Source organism: Pseudomonas sp. 2995-1 (assembly GCF_002742505.1).
GTDB classification, from domain to species: Bacteria; Pseudomonadota; Gammaproteobacteria; order Pseudomonadales; family Pseudomonadaceae; genus Aquipseudomonas; species Aquipseudomonas sivasensis.
This window is the reverse complement of the sequence record NZ_LJSA01000332.1, coordinates 229,107-246,622: the sequence shown is the minus strand read 5'-3', so window position 1 is coordinate 246,622 and position 17,516 is coordinate 229,107. Positions and strand designations below refer to the sequence as shown.

General features: G+C 61.7%; 15 protein-coding genes. 7 read left to right on the top strand and 8 right to left on the bottom strand.

All coding sequences use genetic code 11. The annotated features are described in order from the left end of the window. Positions 1 to 114: 114 nt before the first annotated feature. Positions 115 to 750, bottom strand: a complete 636-nt coding sequence (locus AOA61_RS10100; RefSeq protein WP_032884130.1) for a C40 family peptidase — start codon at positions 748 to 750, stop codon at positions 115 to 117. A gap of 250 nt (positions 751 to 1,000) precedes the next feature. Between AOA61_RS10100 and AOA61_RS10095 the strand changes: the two genes are divergently transcribed. Further along, a complete protein-coding gene (locus tag AOA61_RS10095; protein ID WP_027606088.1) occupies positions 1,001 to 1,429 on the top strand; it encodes a TM2 domain-containing protein in 429 nt (142 codons plus the stop codon). A 132-nt stretch (positions 1,430 to 1,561) separates the two neighbouring features. On the opposite strand, the gene AOA61_RS10090 is transcribed toward AOA61_RS10095, so the two are convergent. The 7 genes from AOA61_RS10090 to gshB form a co-directional block, all read right to left on the bottom strand. Beyond that, entirely contained in the window at positions 1,562 to 2,833 is a 1,272-nt protein-coding gene (locus AOA61_RS10090) for a dihydroorotase (RefSeq protein WP_099601692.1), read from the bottom strand. After that, positions 2,830 to 3,834 carry an aspartate carbamoyltransferase catalytic subunit gene (locus AOA61_RS10085; RefSeq protein WP_015886339.1) on the bottom strand — a complete coding sequence of 335 codons (1,005 nt, stop codon included), beginning with the start codon at positions 3,832 to 3,834 and terminating at the stop codon, positions 2,830 to 2,832. The genes AOA61_RS10090 and AOA61_RS10085 overlap by 4 nt, the downstream gene beginning before the upstream one ends. A gap of 24 nt (positions 3,835 to 3,858) precedes the next feature. Beyond that, positions 3,859 to 4,365, bottom strand: a complete 507-nt coding sequence (gene pyrR / locus AOA61_RS10080; protein ID WP_095185129.1) for a bifunctional pyr operon transcriptional regulator/uracil phosphoribosyltransferase PyrR — start codon at positions 4,363 to 4,365, stop codon at positions 3,859 to 3,861. Positions 4,366 to 4,438: 73 nt separating this feature from the next. Next, positions 4,439 to 4,876 (bottom strand): Holliday junction resolvase RuvX, encoded by a 438-nt coding sequence (gene ruvX / locus AOA61_RS10075; protein ID WP_099601691.1) that lies wholly within the window; start codon positions 4,874 to 4,876, stop codon positions 4,439 to 4,441. Beyond that, positions 4,876 to 5,445, bottom strand: coding sequence for a YqgE/AlgH family protein (locus AOA61_RS10070; RefSeq protein WP_032884125.1), 570 nt, complete (start codon positions 5,443 to 5,445; stop codon positions 4,876 to 4,878). Before AOA61_RS10070 ends, ruvX begins: the two co-directional genes overlap by 1 nt. Positions 5,446 to 5,512: 67 nt before the next feature. Further along, a complete protein-coding gene (locus AOA61_RS10065; protein ID WP_032884124.1) occupies positions 5,513 to 6,418 on the bottom strand; it encodes an energy transducer TonB in 906 nt (301 codons plus the stop codon). 77 nt (positions 6,419 to 6,495) lie between these two features. Next, complete coding sequence (gshB, locus tag AOA61_RS10060) at positions 6,496 to 7,449, bottom strand: glutathione synthase (RefSeq protein ID WP_032884123.1); 954 nt, start codon at positions 7,447 to 7,449, stop codon at positions 6,496 to 6,498. 238 nt (positions 7,450 to 7,687) lie between these two features. Between gshB and pilG the strand changes: the two genes are divergently transcribed. The 6 genes from pilG (at position 7,688) to AOA61_RS10030 (ending at position 17,473) form a co-directional block, all read left to right on the top strand. Next, positions 7,688 to 8,095, top strand: a complete 408-nt coding sequence (gene pilG, locus AOA61_RS10055) for a twitching motility response regulator PilG (protein WP_095185125.1) — start codon at positions 7,688 to 7,690, stop codon at positions 8,093 to 8,095. Positions 8,096 to 8,141: 46 nt separating this feature from the next. After that, on the top strand, positions 8,142 to 8,507 hold the full coding sequence (pilH, locus tag AOA61_RS10050; RefSeq protein WP_014720320.1) for a twitching motility response regulator PilH: 366 nt from the start codon (positions 8,142 to 8,144) through the stop codon (positions 8,505 to 8,507). Between the two features lie 12 nt (positions 8,508 to 8,519). Further along, the gene (locus AOA61_RS10045) at positions 8,520 to 9,044 is read left to right on the top strand and encodes a chemotaxis protein CheW (RefSeq protein WP_032884121.1); all 525 of its coding nucleotides are present in this window, start codon (positions 8,520 to 8,522) and stop codon (positions 9,042 to 9,044) included. Next, positions 9,041 to 11,092 (top strand): methyl-accepting chemotaxis protein, encoded by a 2,052-nt coding sequence (locus AOA61_RS10040; RefSeq protein WP_032884120.1) that lies wholly within the window; start codon positions 9,041 to 9,043, stop codon positions 11,090 to 11,092. The genes AOA61_RS10045 and AOA61_RS10040 overlap by 4 nt, the downstream gene beginning before the upstream one ends. Positions 11,093 to 11,205: 113 nt before the next feature. Beyond that, a complete protein-coding gene (locus AOA61_RS10035) occupies positions 11,206 to 17,025 on the top strand; it encodes an Hpt domain-containing protein (protein ID WP_099601690.1) in 5,820 nt (1,939 codons plus the stop codon). Beyond that, positions 17,018 to 17,473 (top strand): chemotaxis protein CheW, encoded by a 456-nt coding sequence (locus tag AOA61_RS10030; RefSeq protein ID WP_032884118.1) that lies wholly within the window; start codon positions 17,018 to 17,020, stop codon positions 17,471 to 17,473. The genes AOA61_RS10035 and AOA61_RS10030 overlap by 8 nt, the downstream gene beginning before the upstream one ends. Positions 17,474 to 17,516 lie beyond the last annotated feature (43 nt).

Here is a 17,516-nt window from a genome sequence, read left to right as displayed (position 1 = left end):
CGTGGGAGGGGGCTTGCTCCCGATTGCAGTAGGTCAGGTACAGATAAACTGACTGATCCACCGCTATCGGGAGCAAGCCCCCTCTCACATTGACGACTGCATTTCAGCTTGAAATCAGCGTTGAACCACTCGCAAGGTGTTCTGCTCTTTCGGCAGAACCCGCTTGGCAATCACGTAGTTCTTGTCCCAAAACGGCTTTTTCAACGTGTCGATGCTGACCGACTTGCCACGACGCGGTGCGTGGATAAAACGGTCATTGCCCAAGTAGATGGCAACGTGATTGACCTGGCGGCTCTTCAATTTGAAGAACAGCAGATCACCTGGTTTCAGGTCCTTGCGATCAACCTTCTGCCCGTGGCCGGCGGCCATGGCATTGGAAGTGCGCGGCAGATCCACGGCGGCTACGTCGTTGAACGCATATTTCACCAGGCCGCTGCAGTCGAACCCTTTACTTGGGCTGCTGCCGCCCCAACGATAAGGTGTACCGAGCACGTTTACGGCGCGGCTGAGGACGTTGCTGCTTTGCTTGGTGTTGACTGCCACGAGGCCGGGAACTGCTTTACCGTGCGCCTTGCTCAATTGAGTCGGGCGGCTGACGGTCGGCTTTACCGATTTGGCAGTGCTTGGCGTGCTGTGGACTTTAGGGGTGAAACCGTTAACGTTCGGAAGTCGTTGCTCACGATTGGTGGCGTGGGCGGCCAATGGCATTAATAGGCAAATGGTTAGCCATGTCTTTAAAAATGGTCGCATTAGGCGTGGCTCTTATGGGTTTGCGCGCAACTTTATAACAGCTTTTTGTGTCGTTCTCAGGCCGTTTGTCGACTGAACCTTGACGTCAAAATCAGGAAATACGCGACGATTCGCCGCAATTGTCCTACACAAGTCAGGTGGCATAAGGCTTTCAGGGCAGTGAAGATACCATTTGCCGTACGTCGGGCGCCCGTAAAAAAGTCACAAAGAAAATGAAAAAATTTATCTATCGAAGCAAAAGAGGTACGTCATGAACACCTATCAACAGGTTGGGCCGCAACAAGACACCCACAGCAAGGTGATCGGTTACCTGCTCTGGATTTTCGGGTTTACCGGCGCGCATCGTTTTTATTACGGCAAACCTGTCACCGGGACGATCTGGTTTTTTACCCTTGGCCTGCTGGGTATCGGCTGGCTGATCGACCTGTTCCTGATCCCGGCCATGGACCGTGAAGCCGACCTGCGCTTTACCGCCGGTCCCATCGAATACAACGTGGCGTGGATTCTGTTGGCGTTTCTGGGGGTGTTCGGCGTGCACCGCATGTACCAGGGCAAATGGATCACCGGCCTGATCTACCTGCTGACCGGTGGCTTGTTCCTGGTGGGGGTGCTGTATGACTTCTGGACGTTGAATACCCAGGTTTCGATCCGCAATGCAGAGCGCAACGGGGGACGCTGATTTCTCTGGCTCTATAGAGAACTAAATGTGGGAGGGGGCTTGTCCCCGATAGCGGTGGATCAGTCAGCTCATTTATTGCTGACCCACTGCAATCGGGGGCAAGCCCCCTCCCACTTTTTTTGCGTGCCCGCTTTAGGCCTGGTAGCTGATGCGCCCATCCACCAAGGTGTAGCGCACGCTCGCCGGCAGGCTATGGCCGATGAACGGGCAGTTTTCACCCTTGGACAGCCAGTGCTCCCCGGCAACCGTGGAGCTGGCCGTGTCAAACAGCACCAGATCCGCTGCGGCACCCACGGCCAAGTTGCCGGCCGGCAGGCGCAAGGCTTCGGCCGGGCCGGCGCTCAGGCGCTGGAGCAGCGTCGGCAAGTCGAGCAGGCCATCCTCCACCAGCGTCATCGCCAGTGGCAGCAACAGCTCCACACTGCTGATCCCCGGCTCGGTCGCGCCAAACGGTGCGAGCTTGGCATCGCGCTCGTGGGGCTGGTGGTGGCTGGAAATCGCCGAAACCACACCGGATTTGACCGCGGCACGCAAACCGTCACGGTCGGCCAGGGTGCGCAGGGGCGGTTGCACGTGGTACAGGCTGGAGAAGTCGATCAGCGCTTCATCCGTGAGGATCAATTGGTACAGCGCCACATCCGCAGTCACCGGCAGACCGCGAGCCTGGGCCTGTGCAATCAGGGCCACGCCCCGGGCACTGGTGAGTTGGCTGAAGTGCGCGCGTACGCCGCTTTGTTCCACCAGCAGCAGGTCACGGGCGAGAGCGACGGTTTCGGCGGTTTCCGGAATACCCGGCAGGCCGAGGAAACTGGCGACGGCGCCTTCATGGGCCAAGCCGCCTTCGGCCAGGTCGCGGTCCTGGGAGTGGAAGATCACCGTCAGATCGAAGGTGGCCGCGTATTCCAAGGCGCGGCACAAGGTGCGGGTACTGCGAAAGCTCTCCAGACCGTTGCCGAAGGCCACGCAACCAGCGTCGCGCAGGGCGATCAATTCGGCGAGTTGTTCGCCTTCCAGACCTTTGCTCAGGGCGCCGATGGGGAACACTTTGCAATTGCCAGCTTCGCGGGCACGGTCGAGGATCAGCTCGGTCACGGCCGACGTATCGAGGATCGGCTTGGTGTGCGGTGGGCAGCACAAGCTGGTCACGCCACCGGCCGCAGCGGCGCGGGTTTCGCTGGCGATGCTGCCTTTACGGCTGTAACCCGGCTCGCGCAGGGCGACGTTCAGGTCCACCAGCCCAGGCGCGGCCACCAGGCCTTTGGCGTCGATGGTCTGGCTGGGGCTGAAATCGCTGGGGGCGGCGCCGATGGCGATGATCTTGCCGGCTTCCAGATGAAGATCGGTGACTTGATCCAGGCCACTGGCCGGGTCGATAACGCGAGCGCCAAGAATGCTGAGCTTCACTGGGCGTTCTCCTGCTCGAATTGACGTTGCGCGGTTTGCCCGCTCATGGCCATGGACAACACCGCCATGCGCACGGCGATGCCGTAGGTCACCTGGTTGAGAATTACCGACTGGTTGCCATCGGCCACCGCCGACTCAATCTCCACCCCTCGGTTGATCGGGCCCGGGTGCATCACGATGGCATCCGGTTTGGCGCCGGCCAGGCGCGCGGTGGTCAGGCCGAACAAGCGGTAGAACTCACCCTCGCTCGGCAGCAAACCACCGGACATACGCTCGCGTTGCAGGCGCAACATGATCACCACGTCTACATCCTTGAGGCCTTCGGCCATGTCGGTGTAGACCTTCACGCCGTACTGCTCAATGCCGATGGGGAGCAGGGTTTTCGGCGCGATCACGCGGATGTCCGGGCAACCCAGGGTTTTCAGGGCCAGCATGTTCGAGCGTGCTACCCGCGAGTGCAGGATGTCGCCGACGATGGCCACCGATAGGTTTTCAAAGCTGCCCTTGTGCCGACGGATGGTGAGCATGTCGAGCATGCCTTGGGTCGGGTGGGCGTGACGGCCGTCGCCGCCGTTGATGATCGCTACCTGCGGGCACACGTGCTCGGCGATGAAATGCGCGGCGCCGGAGTCGCCGTGGCGCACCACGAACATATCGGCGGCCATTGCTTCCAGGTTACGCAGGGTGTCGAGCAGGGTTTCGCCCTTGCTCGCCGACGAAGTAGACACGTTCAGCGTGATCACGTCGGCCGACAGACGCTGGGCCGCCAGCTCAAAGGTGGTGCGAGTGCGGGTGGAGTTTTCGAAGAACACGTTGCAGATGGTTTTGCCGCGCAGCAACGGGACTTTCTTCACCGCCCGGCCACCGACTTCGAGGAATGAGTCGGCGGTGTCGAGGATTTCGGTGAGCAGTTCGCGGGGCAAACCGTCGAGGGACAAAAAGTGTTGCAACTGGCCCTGAGCATTGAGCTGCAGCGGGCGCTTGGCATCTAGAGGCGTCATCGCGGGGACTCTTTACAAGGCGGTTTAAAGGGCGAGGTCTTGCAGTTCGAGTTCGAGCGGCGTTGGACCGGACAATTTTACCCGTTGCTGGGCTTGCAGCGACAGGGTCGCGCCAACCACATCCGGGCTGATAGGCAACTCTCCGGCGTCCAGATCCAGCAGGCAGACCAGCGTGATGCTGGCCGGGCGGCCGTAGTCGAACAGTTCGTTCATGGCTGCGCGGATGGTACGGCCGCTCATCAGCACGTCGTCGATCAACACCAGGTGCTGGCCTTCGACTTCGAACGGCAGGGCCGAGGGCTGCACTTGCGGGTGCAGGCCGTTCTGGCTGAAGTCATCACGGTAGAAGGACACGTCGAGGGTGCCCAGTGGCGAGTCGCTGCCCAGTTCGTCCAGTAACGCCTGAGCGACCCACACACCGCCGGTGCGAATGCCGATAAAGCGCGGTTCGCTGATTCCGCGGTGCTCCAGGTGCGCTTTGAGGCGTAATGCCATCTGGCTGATCAGTTCGGCGGGATTGGGCAGGCTCATGGTGGCTCCTTCAAGGCCTTGCTGTAGGCAAGTTCCGGGCTCAAACGTAAGAAGACGCGGCAAGCCGCGTCAGTCAGGATTCAAATAAAGCGGTGTTTTCGTCCAGCCAGCCCTGCAACAGCAAGGCGGCGGCGATGGCGTCTACGGGGTTGTCGCGGTAACTGCCCTTCTGGCCGCCACGGTCGCGGCGTTCACCCTTGGCTTCAAAGGTGGTCAGGCGTTCATCGTGGGTATAGAAGGGGATGTTGTAACGACCATTGAGGCGACGGGCGAATTTTTCGGCGCGCAGGCACATTTCGCTCGGGGTGCCGTCCATGTTCAGGGGCAGGCCGACCACCACCGCGTCGGGCTTCCATTCCTTGATCAGGGCTTCGACCTGATTCCAGTCCGGTATGCCGTTCTGGGCCTTGAGGGTGCACAACTCGCGGGCCTGGCCGGTGATCACCTGGCCGACCGCTACGCCGATCTGTTTGGTGCCGTAGTCAAAACCGAGGATCAGACGCAAGGCCATCAGGCGTGCCCCGCCTGGCTGGTCAGCAGGCTGAGGTTGACCCGCAACTTGGCGGCGGCCGCTTCCAGGCGCAGTTCACTGGCCGTGTTGAACAGGATGTCGGCGTCGAAGGGGCAGGTCAGCCAGGCATTGCTGGCCAGTTCGGCCTCCAGTTGCCCTGCTTCCCAACCGGCGTACCCCAAGGTGATCACGCTTTGCTCTGGGCCTACACCGTCGGCGATGGCGAACAACACGTCCTGGGAGGTGGACAGCGACACACCGTCCAGGTCCACCGTGGCCTGGAACGTCGGCCCGGTCGGGTGCAGCACAAAGCCGCGATCAGTTTGTACCGGCCCGCCGATGTAGATCGGCACCGATTGGCAACGGGCCGGCGGATCGATCTCCGGACGCAGTTGCTCAAGGATATCGGCCAGGTTCAGCGCTTGCGGGCGGTTCACCACCAACCCCATGGCACCATTGGCCGTGTGCTCGACGATGTAGGTCAAGGTCTGCGCAAAGTTCGGGTCGGCCATATGGGGCATGGCGATCAGGAATTGGTGCTTGAGGTAGGTCGGGCTGACATTTTTCATGTCCGCTAGTGTGGCGTTGGAGGGGCGAACTGACAAGCTGGAGTTACCTGTGGCAGGACATGTCTGATCAGTTGCTGGAGAGCCGATCGCCCTTGGCAAACTTCCAGGTACGGATGATTTCCAGGCGGTCCACGTCATTCAGGTCGCCGGTAAACGGGGCAAAGGGCGCGGCCAGGCGCACGATGCGTTGGGCGGCCTGGTCCAGCAGTGGTTGGCCGGAGGACTCCAACACCTGCACTTCATATAAGGTGCCGTCGCGGTTGATCGATACCAATAGACGCAAGTTGCCGTAGATCTGCTGGCGCCGCGCTTCTTCCGGGTAGTTGAGGTTACCGATGCGCTCGACCTTCTTACGCCACTCGTCTTTATACCAGGCACCTTTGTCGCGCATGGTCGAGGCGGCATTCAAGCGGTAGATGCGTGGGCGCTTGGCGTACAACTGCTGTTCGTTAGCCAGTTCGGCTTCCAGGCTGGAGATTTCGTCGGACAGGGTCGAGCTGTCGAAGGTAGGCGCCGGTTTGACGGGCTCCGGCTGCGGCTCGGTCTTGGTCTTTTCGCGTTGGACCGGGGCTTTTTGCGGTTTGGGTGCGATGGTGGCCACCGTAGGCTTGGGCGTAGCCTGCTTGACCTCGGGCTTCGGCGCAGGAGGTGGCGTGACTTTATTGACCTTGTTGTCCTGGAACGGCGCCAGTTCGGTGGTCTTGGGGATGGCTTTCTTGTCGAGAGTACCGCTGCCCTGTTGATTGTCCTGGGCTAGAAAATCTGCCTTCTCGGGCTTCTTTTCACTCTTGAACGTGGCCAGGGTGATTTCCAGGGTCTTGGTGATCTGCTTGGGTTCGACCATGGTGAAGCCCACGCCAAGGAGCAAGGCCAAATGAATCAAGGCAGCCAGAAACAGGGTAAATCCGAGCCGATCAGCCGGGCGCACGCCGCTGTGGGAGAGTTCGGGGGGCAGATCGGACGGGAGTGTCATGACAAAAGAACCAACATCGCGCGTTTCACAGGTGGCGCATGATAACGCAATGTTGGTGTGTGTCCGGCTGTTCTATATCACTTGGCTGCGAGCTTGCGCTCAATGGCGGCCATCAGCATTTCGCCGATGTTCGTGCCAAATGCATTGTCTATCTCGCGAATACAGGTCGGGCTGGTGACGTTGATTTCGGTGAGATTTTCACCAATTACGTCAAGGCCTACAAACAGCAGGCCTTTTTCCCGCAAGGTCGGGCCAACTTGGCTAGCTATCCAGCGATCCTTATCCGATAAAGGCCGTGCTTCGCCGCGCCCACCTGCCGCCAGGTTGCCTCGGGTCTCGCCTGCCGCCGGGATACGCGCGAGGCAGTAGTCCACCGGTTCGCCGTCGATCATCAGAATGCGCTTGTCGCCGTCCTTGATCGCTGGCAGGTAAGCCTGGCCCATGATCTGCTGGGTGCCCAGGGCGGTCAGGGTTTCCAGGATCACCGACAGGTTCGGGTCGCCAGCGCGGTGACGGAAGATCGACGTACCGCCCATGCCGTCCAACGGCTTGAGGATCACATCGCCGTGTTTGGCGGCGAATTCACGCAGCACATCGGCGCGGCGGCTGACCACGGTCGGGGGTGTGCACTGCGGGAACAGCGTGGCGAACAGCTTTTCATTGCAGTCGCGCAGACTTTGCGGCTTGTTGACGATCAGAACGCCGGCGCGCTCGGCCTGCTCCAGCAGATAGGTGGAGTAGACGAATTCCATGTCGAACGGCGGATCCTTGCGCATCAGGATCACGTCCAGGTCGCTCAGGGGGCTGTCGATTTCGTCCGAAAGCTCGAACCATTTTTCCGGGTTGGCGAACACCTGCAGCGGGCGCATGCGCGCGCGGGCCTCGCCGTCGCCCTGGTACAGATCGCGCTGCTCCATATAGAACAGGGTCCAGCCGCGGGCCTGGGCGGCCAGAAGCATGGCCAGCGAGCTGTCCTTTTTATAGGAAATGCTGGCGATAGGGTCCATGACAATGCCGACGCGAACGCTCATGGGGGATTTCCTCTAGCAAATTGGGCGCATAAAAGTGGCGTCAGAGTGGCGCTGCGGCTGTTGTGGGTCAAGGAAAAACCACCTGGCGGGTGCCTCGATAGATTGCTCTCCGAGACTGTGCTAAAAAGACTGCCACAGCGCAGCAGCCCTTGAAATCCAAGGCCTGCGGCGATCATCCTGTGCAACATCAGGCAGTACACACCGAAAACCGACTCGCTGTGGCGATGGTAGAGCAGATATGGAACAGCATTCCAACGCCTTGAGAGTGATGGTGATCGACGATTCGAAAACGATCCGCCGCACCGCCGAGACGCTGTTGAAGAACTCGGGGTGCGAGGTCATTACGGCCATCGACGGTTTCGATGCCCTGGCGCGGATTGTTGATCATCACCCGCACATTATCTTTGTAGACATCATGATGCCGCGCCTGGATGGTTATCAGACCTGCGCCCTGGTGAAGAACAACCCGGCGTTCAAGTCGATTCCGGTGATCATGTTGTCCTCCAAGGACGGTCTGTTCGACAAGGCCAAGGGGCGCATCGTGGGTGTCGATCAGTTTTTGACCAAGCCTTTCAGCAAGGAAGAACTGCTGGGTGCAATCAAGGCCTATGTGCCGGGGTTCGCCGCAGTAGAACAAGCACACTGACGCCGCCCCACGAGGGCCGGCGCCGACCAATGTAGTGGGGAAAACCATGGCACGTGTTCTGATCGTCGACGATTCGCCGACCGAAATGTACAAACTCACCGGCATGCTGGAAAAGCACGGCCACCAAGTCCTCAAGGCCGAGAACGGTGCGGACGGCGTGGCCCTGGCTCGCCAGGAAAAGCCCGACGCAGTGCTGATGGACATCGTGATGCCTGGCCTCAATGGCTTCCAGGCTACTCGCCAACTGTCCAAGGAGCCGGAAACCAACGGCATCCCGATCATCATCATCACCACCAAGGATCAGGAAACCGACAAGATCTGGGGCGCGCGCCAGGGTGCAAAGGACTACCTGACCAAGCCTGTGGACGAAGAAACCTTGATCGCCACCCTGAACAAGGTGTTGGCCGGCTGACGGCACGCCATCATGACCGAGTCGCAAACCGCCTTTGAGCTGCTGCTGGACATCGACCGCCGCTGCCGCCTGCTGGCCGCCGACCTGCCGTCCCAGGAAACCCGCCTGCAACGCTGGAGCGGTATCGGCTTTCGCCTGGGGCAACATTGGTATGTGGCGCCCATGGGCGAAGTAGCCGAAGTCCTGCATGAACCACGTTGCACTTTAATGCCTGGGGTCAAGGCTTGGGTCAAAGGGGTTGCTAACCTGCGCGGGCGCCTGCTGCCGGTGATGGACCTGGGTGGCTTCCTCGGCCTTGCGCTGTCCAAGGCGCGCAAGCAACGGCGTGTGCTGGTGGTGGAATACAACGATCTGTTTGTCGGGCTGCTGGTGGATGAGGTGGTGGGGATGCAGCATTTTGCACAAGACGCCTTGCTGGCGAACACCAGCCCTGGCGCGCCGTTTATCCAGGGTCACTTCGAGGGTGATCCGCTGTGGCAGGTCTTCAGCCCCTTCGCCCTGGCCCAGGCCCCAGGCTTCATGGATGTCGCCGCATGACCACCGCTACCACGCCTAAACCCCAGGCCGGCTCGCGCAGCCGTTCACAGATCATCGTGCTGTTTATCGCACTGATCGTGTTCATCATGCTGCTGTTCGCCAACTTCGCGTACCTCAACACCCAGTCTACCTACGACAAACAGTACATCGGCCACGCCGGTGAACTGCGCGTGCTGTCCCAACGCATTGCCAAGAACGCCACCGAAGCCGCCGCCGGCAAGGCCGCTGCTTTCAAGCTGTTGGGAGATGCGCGAAACGATTTTGCCCAGCGCTGGGGCTACCTGAAAAAAGGTGACCCGCAAACCGGCTTGCCCGCGGCCCCCAGTGCGGTCCGTGCCGAGATGCGTGCTGTGCAGACCGATTGGGAAGCGCTGCTGAAAAACACCGACGCGATCCTCGCCAGCGAGCAGACCGTACTGTCCCTGCACCAAGTGGCTGCGACCCTCGCTGAAACCGTGCCGCAATTGCAGATGGAGTCGGAGAAGGTCGTCGACATCCTGCTGCAACGTGGCGCCCCGGCCAGCCAGGTGGCCTTGGCCCAACGCCAGTCGCTGCTGGCCGAACGTATCTTGGGTGCGGTCAACACCGTGCTGGCCGGCGACGAAACCGCCGCGCAGGCCGCCGACACCTTTGGCCGTGATGCCGCCCGCTTTGGTCAGGTCCTCAATGGCATGCTCAACGGCAACCCTGGGCTGCGCATCACCCAAGTCGAAGACCACGATGCCCGCGCGCGACTGGCGGACATTGCCGAGCTGTTCGAGTTTGTCTCTGGCTCCGTGGATGAAATCCTCGAAACCTCGCCGCAGCTGTTCCAGGTGCGCGCCTCGGCGAGCAATATTTTCAACCTGTCGCAAACCCTGCTTGATGAAGCCTCGCACTTGGCTATCGGGTTCGAAAACCTCGCCAGCGGGCGCAGTTTCGACACCATCGGCGGTTATGTGCTGGGTCTGTTGGCGCTGGCCTCGATCATCCTGATTGGCTTGGTGATGGTGCGTGAGACCAACCGTCAACTGCACGAGACTGCCGAGAAGAACGAGCGCAACCAAAACGCGATCATGCGCTTGCTGGATGAAATCGAAGACCTGGCCGACGGTGACCTCACTGTGACGGCTTCGGTGACCGAAGACTTCACCGGCACCATCGCCGACTCGATCAACTATTCCGTGGACCAACTGCGCGATTTGGTCGCGACGATCAACCTCACCGCCGGCCAGGTCGCCGGTGCTGTGCAAGACACCCAGGCCACTGCCATGCACCTGGCCCAGGCCTCCGAGCATCAGGCCCAGCAGATCGCCGAAGCCTCCACCGCGATCAACCAGATGGCCCAATCCATCGACCAAGTGTCGGCCAACGCCGCCGAATCTTCGGCAGTGGCGGAGCGCTCGGTAGAGATCGCCAACAAGGGCAACGAGGTGGTGCACAACACCATCCACGGCATGGACAACATCCGCGAACAGATCCAGGACACCGCCAAGCGCATTAAGCGTTTGGGTGAATCGTCCCAGGAGATTGGCGACATCGTCAGCCTGATTGACGACATCGCCGACCAGACCAACATCCTCGCCCTCAACGCCGCCATCCAGGCGAGCATGGCCGGGGATGCCGGGCGCGGTTTTGCGGTGGTGGCCGATGAAGTGCAGCGACTGGCCGAGCGCTCATCGGCTGCCACGCGGCAGATCGAAACCCTGGTGCGGGCGATCCAGACCGACACCAACGAGGCGGTCATCTCCATGGAACAGACCACCACCGAAGTGGTGCGCGGTGCACGGCTGGCCCAAGACGCGGGCGTGGCATTGGAAGAGATCGAAGGCGTATCGAAGACCTTGGCGGCGCTGATCCAGAGCATCTCCAATGCGGCGCAGCAACAGACGTCGTCGGCAGGGCAGATCTCCCTGACCATGAACGTGATCCAGCAAATCACTACGCAGACGTCGTCGGGTTCCACCGCCACTGCCGAAAGCATCGGCAATTTGGCGAAGATGGCGAGCCAGTTGCGCAGGTCGGTCTCGGGTTTCACCTTGCCTGCGGCCAAACAGGTTGATGATTGAAATGCAGTCAAAGTGTGGGAGGGGGCAAGTCGAATCGTCGCACCGCCCCTCCCACATGTGATCTCCATCTGTCTGGAGATCCAGGCAACCCACGAATTCTAAGCGGAGCAGTTATGGTTGATCGGCACGACTACGTGGCCCTCGAATGGGTCAAGGGCGACATTGCCGAAACCCTGAAACAGGCCCGTTCGGCGCTGGATGCGTTTGTCGAAACCCATGACGATGACGTGATCAGCCAATGCCTGGCCGGTATTCACCAGGTGCATGGTGCGCTGCAAATGGTCGAGTTCTACGGCGCAGCGCTGCTGGCCGAAGAGATCGAAGAACTGGCCCTTGCGCTGAAGGCCGGGCGGGTCAGTCAGCGCGATGAAAGCATCCGTCTTCTGCAACAGGCCCTCGGCCAACTGCCGCTGTACCTCGACCGCGTGCACAGCGCACGCCGCGATCTGCCGTTGGTGGTGCTGCCGCTGCTCAACGACCTACGCAGCGCACGGGGTGAAAGCCTGCTCTCGGAAACCAGCCTGTTCAGCCCACAATTGCTGTCGATCGCGCCGCTGCCCGATGAAACCCTGACCCAGCGCGCGCCGCCTGAGCTGCATGAGCAACTGCGTCAATGGCACCAGTTGCTGCAACAGGCGTTGGCCGGGTTGCTGCGTGAAGACCACGGCCCAAGCAATCTGGAAGACATGGCGCGGGTGTTCGCACGCCTCGAAGCCCTCTGCCAGGGCGCGCCGTTGTTGCCGTTGTGGCAAGTGGCTTCGGCGCTGGTCGAGGGCATGCTCACCGGTGTGGTCGCCAACAGCCCGGCTTTGCGCAGCTTGCTCAAGGCCAGTGACAAACAACTCAAGCGCCTGCTCGCCCAGGGCATAGGCGGCATCAACCAATCTGCGCCGGATGAGTTGCTCAAGAGCCTGTTGTTCTACGTCGCTAAAGTCACCCGGCCAACGCCGCGCATGCAAAGCCTGAAAGAGCGCTACGGCCTGGATGAAGCCTTGCCCGACAGCACGGTGGTCGACGCCGAGCGCGCCCGCCTGGCCGGGCCGGACCGCAATGCCATGGGCTCAGTGCTCGGTGCGTTGTGCGAGGAACTGGTGCGGGTCAAGGAACGCCTCGACCTGTTCGTGCGCAGCGACCGCCAACACACCAGCGACCTTGATGCGCTGCTGGCGCCGCTGCGGCAGATCGCCGATACCTTGGCGGTGCTGGGGTTCGGTCAGCCGCGCAAAGTCATCATCGACCAGCTTGCGGTAGTACTGAGCCTGGCCCAAGGCCAACGCGAACCCAACGACGCCGTGCTGATGGATGTCGCTGGCGCGCTGCTCTACGTCGAAGCCACCTTGGCGGGAATGGCCGGCACCGTCGAGCCGGAAAGCCGCGAAGAAAGCCGCCTGCCCACTACCGACCTAACCCAGATTCACCAGTTGGTGATCCGTGAGTGCTGCCAGTGCCTGAAGCAGGCTAAAGAGCTGGTGATCGACTGCATGGAAGCCGACTGGGACCGTCAGCGCCTGGAATCGCTGCCGGAGTTGCTGAGCCAGGTGCGTGGCGCGTTGGCGATGATTCCGCTACCGCGTGCAGCGAGCCTGATGCGCGGCTGCACCGACTACGTCGATGAGCAGTTGATGGTCAACGAAGGCCCGCCGGCAGAGGCGCAACTGGAGCATTTTGCCGATGTGATCAGCAGCTTGGAGTACTACCTCGAACGCATGCTCCAGGACCCCGACGCTGCTGGCGAGCGGGTATTGGAACTGGCCACCCAAAGCCTGGCGACGCTGGGCTATCTGCCCGCCGAGAAACCCTGGCGCCAGGCGTTGGTCGCCCCCGATGGTGCGTTGTCGAGCGAGGTCACGCCCAGTCAGTCGCAGTTTGACGCACTGGCCAACCCTACCTCGCGCCTCAACCCGCCGGCCCTGCAACGCCCCGGTAGTCTGCTGCCGCCGCCAGCCGATGAAGCGCCTATCGACGATGAACTACGCGAAGTCTTCCTTGAAGAGACTGACGAAGTTCTCGAAGTGCTGCACCGCCACCTGCCCAACAGCGCGGACAAAACCGCCCAAGGCGAAATGCGCCGCGCTTTCCACACGTTGAAAGGCAGTGGCCGCATGGTGCGCGCCCTGGTCCTGGCCGAGTTGGCCTGGGCTGTTGAAAACCTGCTGAACCGTGTGCTGGAACGCAGTGTGGCCCTAGGCCCCGAGATCCAGCAGGTGCTGGATGACGCCGTGGCCCTGCTGCCGGAGTTGATCTCCGACTTTGCGACGGACGACCAACACCAACGCGACGAGGTCGACGCCTTGGCCGCTCGCGCCCACGCCTATGCCAGCGGCGGCGCCCTATCTGCTGGCGAACCCCACGACCCGATGCTGCTGGAAATTTTCCGCAACGAAGCCCAGAGCCATCTGGACAGCCTCAACCACTTCCTGCAACAGGCCGCCGAGCATGTGCCGCTGCAGGTCAGCGATGAGCTGCAACGCGCGTTGCACACTCTCAAGGGCAGTGCGTACATGGCCGGCGTGTTGCCGATTGCCGAGCTGGTGCGCCCACTGGATCACCTGACACGCGAATACAAGGCCCATCGTCTGCCGCTGGACCTGGACGAGGTGGAGTTACTGCTGGAAGCCGAAGCTCTGTTCCAGCGTGGCTTACGCCAACTGGATCGCGACCCTCTGGTGCCGATCAGGGGCGCGGCCGACTTGATTGGCCGCACCCAAGCCCTGCTTGACCATCAGTTGGCAACGCTGCTCGACGCGCCCAACACCGGCTTGCGCATCAAGCGTGACCCGCAACTGATCGCCAACTTCCTGGCCCAGGGCATGGATATCCTGCTCGACGCCGAAAGCCTGCTGCGTCGTTGGCAACAGCACCCTGGCGAGCGCCAGGAGCTCACGGCGTTGCTGGATGAACTGACCACGCTGGGAGAAGGGGCACACATCGCCGACCTGCATCCTATCGACGAACTGTGCGAAGCCTTGCTCGACCTCTATGGCGCGGTGGAAGAGAGCAGTCTGGCCGTCAGCGAGCGGTTTTTCCGGGAGGCCGAACAGGCCCATGAAGCGCTGATCAACATGCTTGACCAACTGGCCGCCGGGCAGGAAATCAGCCTGGCCCCGGCACGGGTCGAGGCCCTGCGCGAATTGCTGGACGGAGCCCTGGACCCGTCCGCCACCGGCCTGATCAAAAGTGACGGTAACCGCGCCCTAAGCATCGCTGAACTCGGTGCCGCCACCGCGCAGTTGGAGCATGAAACGGCGATGGACGATGAGATCGTCGAGATCTTCCTCGAAGAAGCCGTGGACATTCTCGACAGCGCCGGGCAGTCCCTCAAGCGCTGGCTGCTGGAACCCGAAAACGCTGCACCGTTGTCCTCGTTGCAGCGCGACCTGCACACCCTCAAGGGCGGCGCGCGCATGGCTGAAATCGGCCCGGTGGGCGATCTGGCCTATGAGTTGGAATGCTTTTACGAAGGCCTGGTTGACCGTCGCTACAGCTACAGCGCCGAGTTGTCTCAAGTGCTGATGGCCAGCCATGAACACCTGGCCTTGCAGCTGGAAGAACTGCACCACCACCAGCCCTTGAGCGACAGCGTCGAGCTGGTTGCCAAGCTTCGTGAGCTGCGACAGAGCAGTACGCCCGCGACCCAGGCGCCAGCGCCTGAAACGGCGGGCGCCGACCCGGAATTGCTGGATATCTTCCTCGAAGAAGCGGCCGACATTCTCGACAGCTCGGGCAGCGCGTTGCTGCGCTGGCAGGCCGAGCCGAACAATCGCCAGGAAGTCGAAACCCTGTTGCGCGACCTGCACACCCTAAAGGGCGGCGCGCGCATGGTCGAGATCGGGCCGATTGGTGACTTGGCCCATGAGCTTGAGTTTCTGTACGAAGGGCTGTCCGCCGGTTTGCTCGCGCCGTCGGCTGAGCTGTTCGCGCTGCTGCAAGGCTGCCATGACCGCCTGGCGCAGATGATCGACGCCGTGACGGATGGGATGCCGGTGGGCTCAGTGGACAAGCTCATCGAACGCATCAAAAGCCTGGTGCACCCCAGCGTAGAGCCAGTGGTGCCGGTGGCGTTGCCCGCAGGCAAGGCCGAAGCGGTCGCTGATCCTACCGCCGACATGGTGAAAATCTCCGCCGACCTGCTGGACGATCTGGTCAACCTGGCGGGTGAAACCTCGATCTTCCGTGGCCGCATCGAACAGCAGGTCAACGACGCGCGCATTGCGTTGAACGAGGTGGAAACCACCATTGAGCGAATGCGTGATCAACTGCGCCGCCTCGACACCGAAACCCAAGGTCGCATCCTCAGCCGCCAACAGGCCGAGGCCGAACGCCTGGGCTACGAAGACTTCGATCCGTTGGAGATGGACCGCCATTCGCAGTTGCAGCAACTGTCCCGCGCGTTGTCCGAATCCGCCTCCGACCTGCTCGACCTGAAGGACACCCTCGACCGTCGCAACGAGGATGCGCACGACCTGTTGCAGCAACAGGCACGCATCAACACCGAGTTGCAGGAAGGCCTGATGCGCACGCGCATGGTGCCGTTCGAGCGTATGTTGCCGCGCCTCAAACGCATCGTGCGCCAGGTGGCGGGCGAGTTGGGCAAGGACGTGGAATTCATCGTCGGCAATGCCGAGGGTGAGATGGACCGCAACGTGCTTGAACGCATGGCGGCGCCCTTGGAGCACATGCTGCGCAACGCCGTTGACCATGGCCTGGAGTCCCGCGATGTGCGGCTGCTGGCCGGTAAGCCGGAAAAGGGCCGCATCACCCTGGACCTGACCCACGAAGGCGGCGATATCGTTTTCGACATGCGCGACGACGGCGCCGGCGTGCCCCTAGAAGCGGTGCGGCGCAAGGCGATCAAGCGCGGGTTGCTCGCCCCTCATCAAGAGATCAGCGACCGCGACGTGTTGCAGTTCATCTTGCAGCCGGGGTTTTCCACTGCGGAAAAGATCACGCAGATTTCCGGGCGTGGCGTGGGCATGGACGTGGTGCATGAAGAAGTGCGCCAGCTCGGCGGCTCGATGTTCATTGAGTCGACGCCGGGCGAGGGCGTGCATTTTCGGATTCGTCTGCCGTTCACCGTGTCGGTCAACCGCGCGCTGATGGTGCAGTGCGCCGACGACCAATACGCAATCCCGCTCAACACCATCGAAGGGCTGGTGCGTGTGCTGCCCCATGAGCTGGCGGGGCACTACCAGCAAGATCCGCCGCGTTATGAATACGCAGGCCAGCGCTACGAACTGTTTTACCTCGGCGACCTGCTGCATACCGTGGCCCGTCCGAAACTGCTGGGCCAGTACCAGCCGGTGCCGGTGCTCTTGGTGCAGTGCAATGAGCGGCGTGTGGCGGTGCATGTGGATGCCATGGCCGGCACGCGGGAAATCGTGGTCAAGGGCCTGGGGCCGCAGTTCGCGGGGGTGCAAGGCTTGTCCGGCGCGACCATCCTCGGCGACGGCCGCGTGGTGCTGATTATCGACTTGCTGGCGCATATCCGCGCCCGCCAACCGGCCTTGCCGGCGCAGTCGGTGGATGCGCCACTGATCCTCAACGACCCGCTGAAAAAACGCCCCTTGCTGGTGCTGGTAGTGGACGACTCGGTTACCGTGCGCAAAGTCACCAGCCGGCTGCTGGAGCGCAACGGCATGAACGTGCTCACTGCCAAAGACGGCATCGACGCCCTGGCTGTGCTTGAAGAACACACCCCGGACTTGATGCTGCTCGACATCGAAATGCCGCGCATGGACGGCTTTGAAGTGGCCACGCAAGTGCGCAACGACCCGCGCTTGATGCGCCTGCCGATCATCATGATCACCTCCCGCACTGGCCAGAAACACCGCGACCGCGCCATGGCGATCGGCGTCAACGAATACCTCGGCAAGCCGTATCAAGAGTCGGTGCTGCTGGAAAGCATCGCCTATTGGAGCAAGTCCCATGCTTGACCACCGCACCAGCCAACTCACCGGCCTGCTGCTGCCCCTGGCCGACCGTCACCTGGTACTGCCCAACGTCGCCATCGCCGAGTTGATCGACTTCCAACGCGGCGAACCGGCCAGCGACGCACCGCCGTGGTATTTGCGGCAAGTGACGTGGCGGGATCGGCAGATTCCGTTGATCAGTTTCGAAGCCGTGTGCGGCGAGGCCAGCGTGACCGGCGAACGCTCGCGGATCGTGGTGTTGAATGCGCTGGGCGGGCGGACGACGTTGAAGTTTATTGCGCTGGTGATCCAGGGTATTCCGCGGTCGTACAAGCTCGATAGCGAGTTGAGCTATGTGGACGTGCCGCTGTGCCCGCTGGAACTGGCAGCGGTGCAGGTGGGGGAGCATGTGGCGAAGGTGCCGGATTTGATGGGACTTGAGGCGCTGCTGGTGGAGTCCGGGTTGGCCTGAGTGGCGCATTCTCCATGAGAAATGAAAGGCCCCTGTGGTGAGG

What these genes read in the sequence shown, in the direction of transcription:
- AOA61_RS10085 (WP_015886339.1), bottom strand. Translation starts at nt 3,834, where the DNA reads ATGACGCCTCTAGATGCCAAGCGCCCGCTGCAGCTCAATGCTCAGGGC.
- AOA61_RS10045 (WP_032884121.1), top strand. Translation starts at nt 8,520, where the DNA reads ATGACCGAGTCGCAAACCGCCTTTGAGCTGCTGCTGGACATCGACCGC.
- AOA61_RS10030 (WP_032884118.1), top strand. Translation starts at nt 17,018, where the DNA reads ATGCTTGACCACCGCACCAGCCAACTCACCGGCCTGCTGCTGCCCCTG.
- AOA61_RS10100 (WP_032884130.1), bottom strand. Translation starts at nt 750, where the DNA reads ATGCGACCATTTTTAAAGACATGGCTAACCATTTGCCTATTAATGCCA.
- AOA61_RS10095 (WP_027606088.1), top strand. Translation starts at nt 1,001, where the DNA reads ATGAACACCTATCAACAGGTTGGGCCGCAACAAGACACCCACAGCAAG.
- gshB (WP_032884123.1), bottom strand. Translation starts at nt 7,449, where the DNA reads ATGAGCGTTCGCGTCGGCATTGTCATGGACCCTATCGCCAGCATTTCC.
- pilG (WP_095185125.1), top strand. Translation starts at nt 7,688, where the DNA reads ATGGAACAGCATTCCAACGCCTTGAGAGTGATGGTGATCGACGATTCG.
- pilH (WP_014720320.1), top strand. Translation starts at nt 8,142, where the DNA reads ATGGCACGTGTTCTGATCGTCGACGATTCGCCGACCGAAATGTACAAA.
- ruvX (WP_099601691.1), bottom strand. Translation starts at nt 4,876, where the DNA reads ATGGCCTTGCGTCTGATCCTCGGTTTTGACTACGGCACCAAACAGATC.
- pyrR (WP_095185129.1), bottom strand. Translation starts at nt 4,365, where the DNA reads ATGAGCCTGCCCAATCCCGCCGAACTGATCAGCCAGATGGCATTACGC.
- AOA61_RS10065 (WP_032884124.1), bottom strand. Translation starts at nt 6,418, where the DNA reads ATGACACTCCCGTCCGATCTGCCCCCCGAACTCTCCCACAGCGGCGTG.
- AOA61_RS10070 (WP_032884125.1), bottom strand. Translation starts at nt 5,445, where the DNA reads ATGAAAAATGTCAGCCCGACCTACCTCAAGCACCAATTCCTGATCGCC.
- AOA61_RS10035 (WP_099601690.1), top strand. Translation starts at nt 11,206, where the DNA reads ATGGTTGATCGGCACGACTACGTGGCCCTCGAATGGGTCAAGGGCGAC.
- AOA61_RS10040 (WP_032884120.1), top strand. Translation starts at nt 9,041, where the DNA reads ATGACCACCGCTACCACGCCTAAACCCCAGGCCGGCTCGCGCAGCCGT.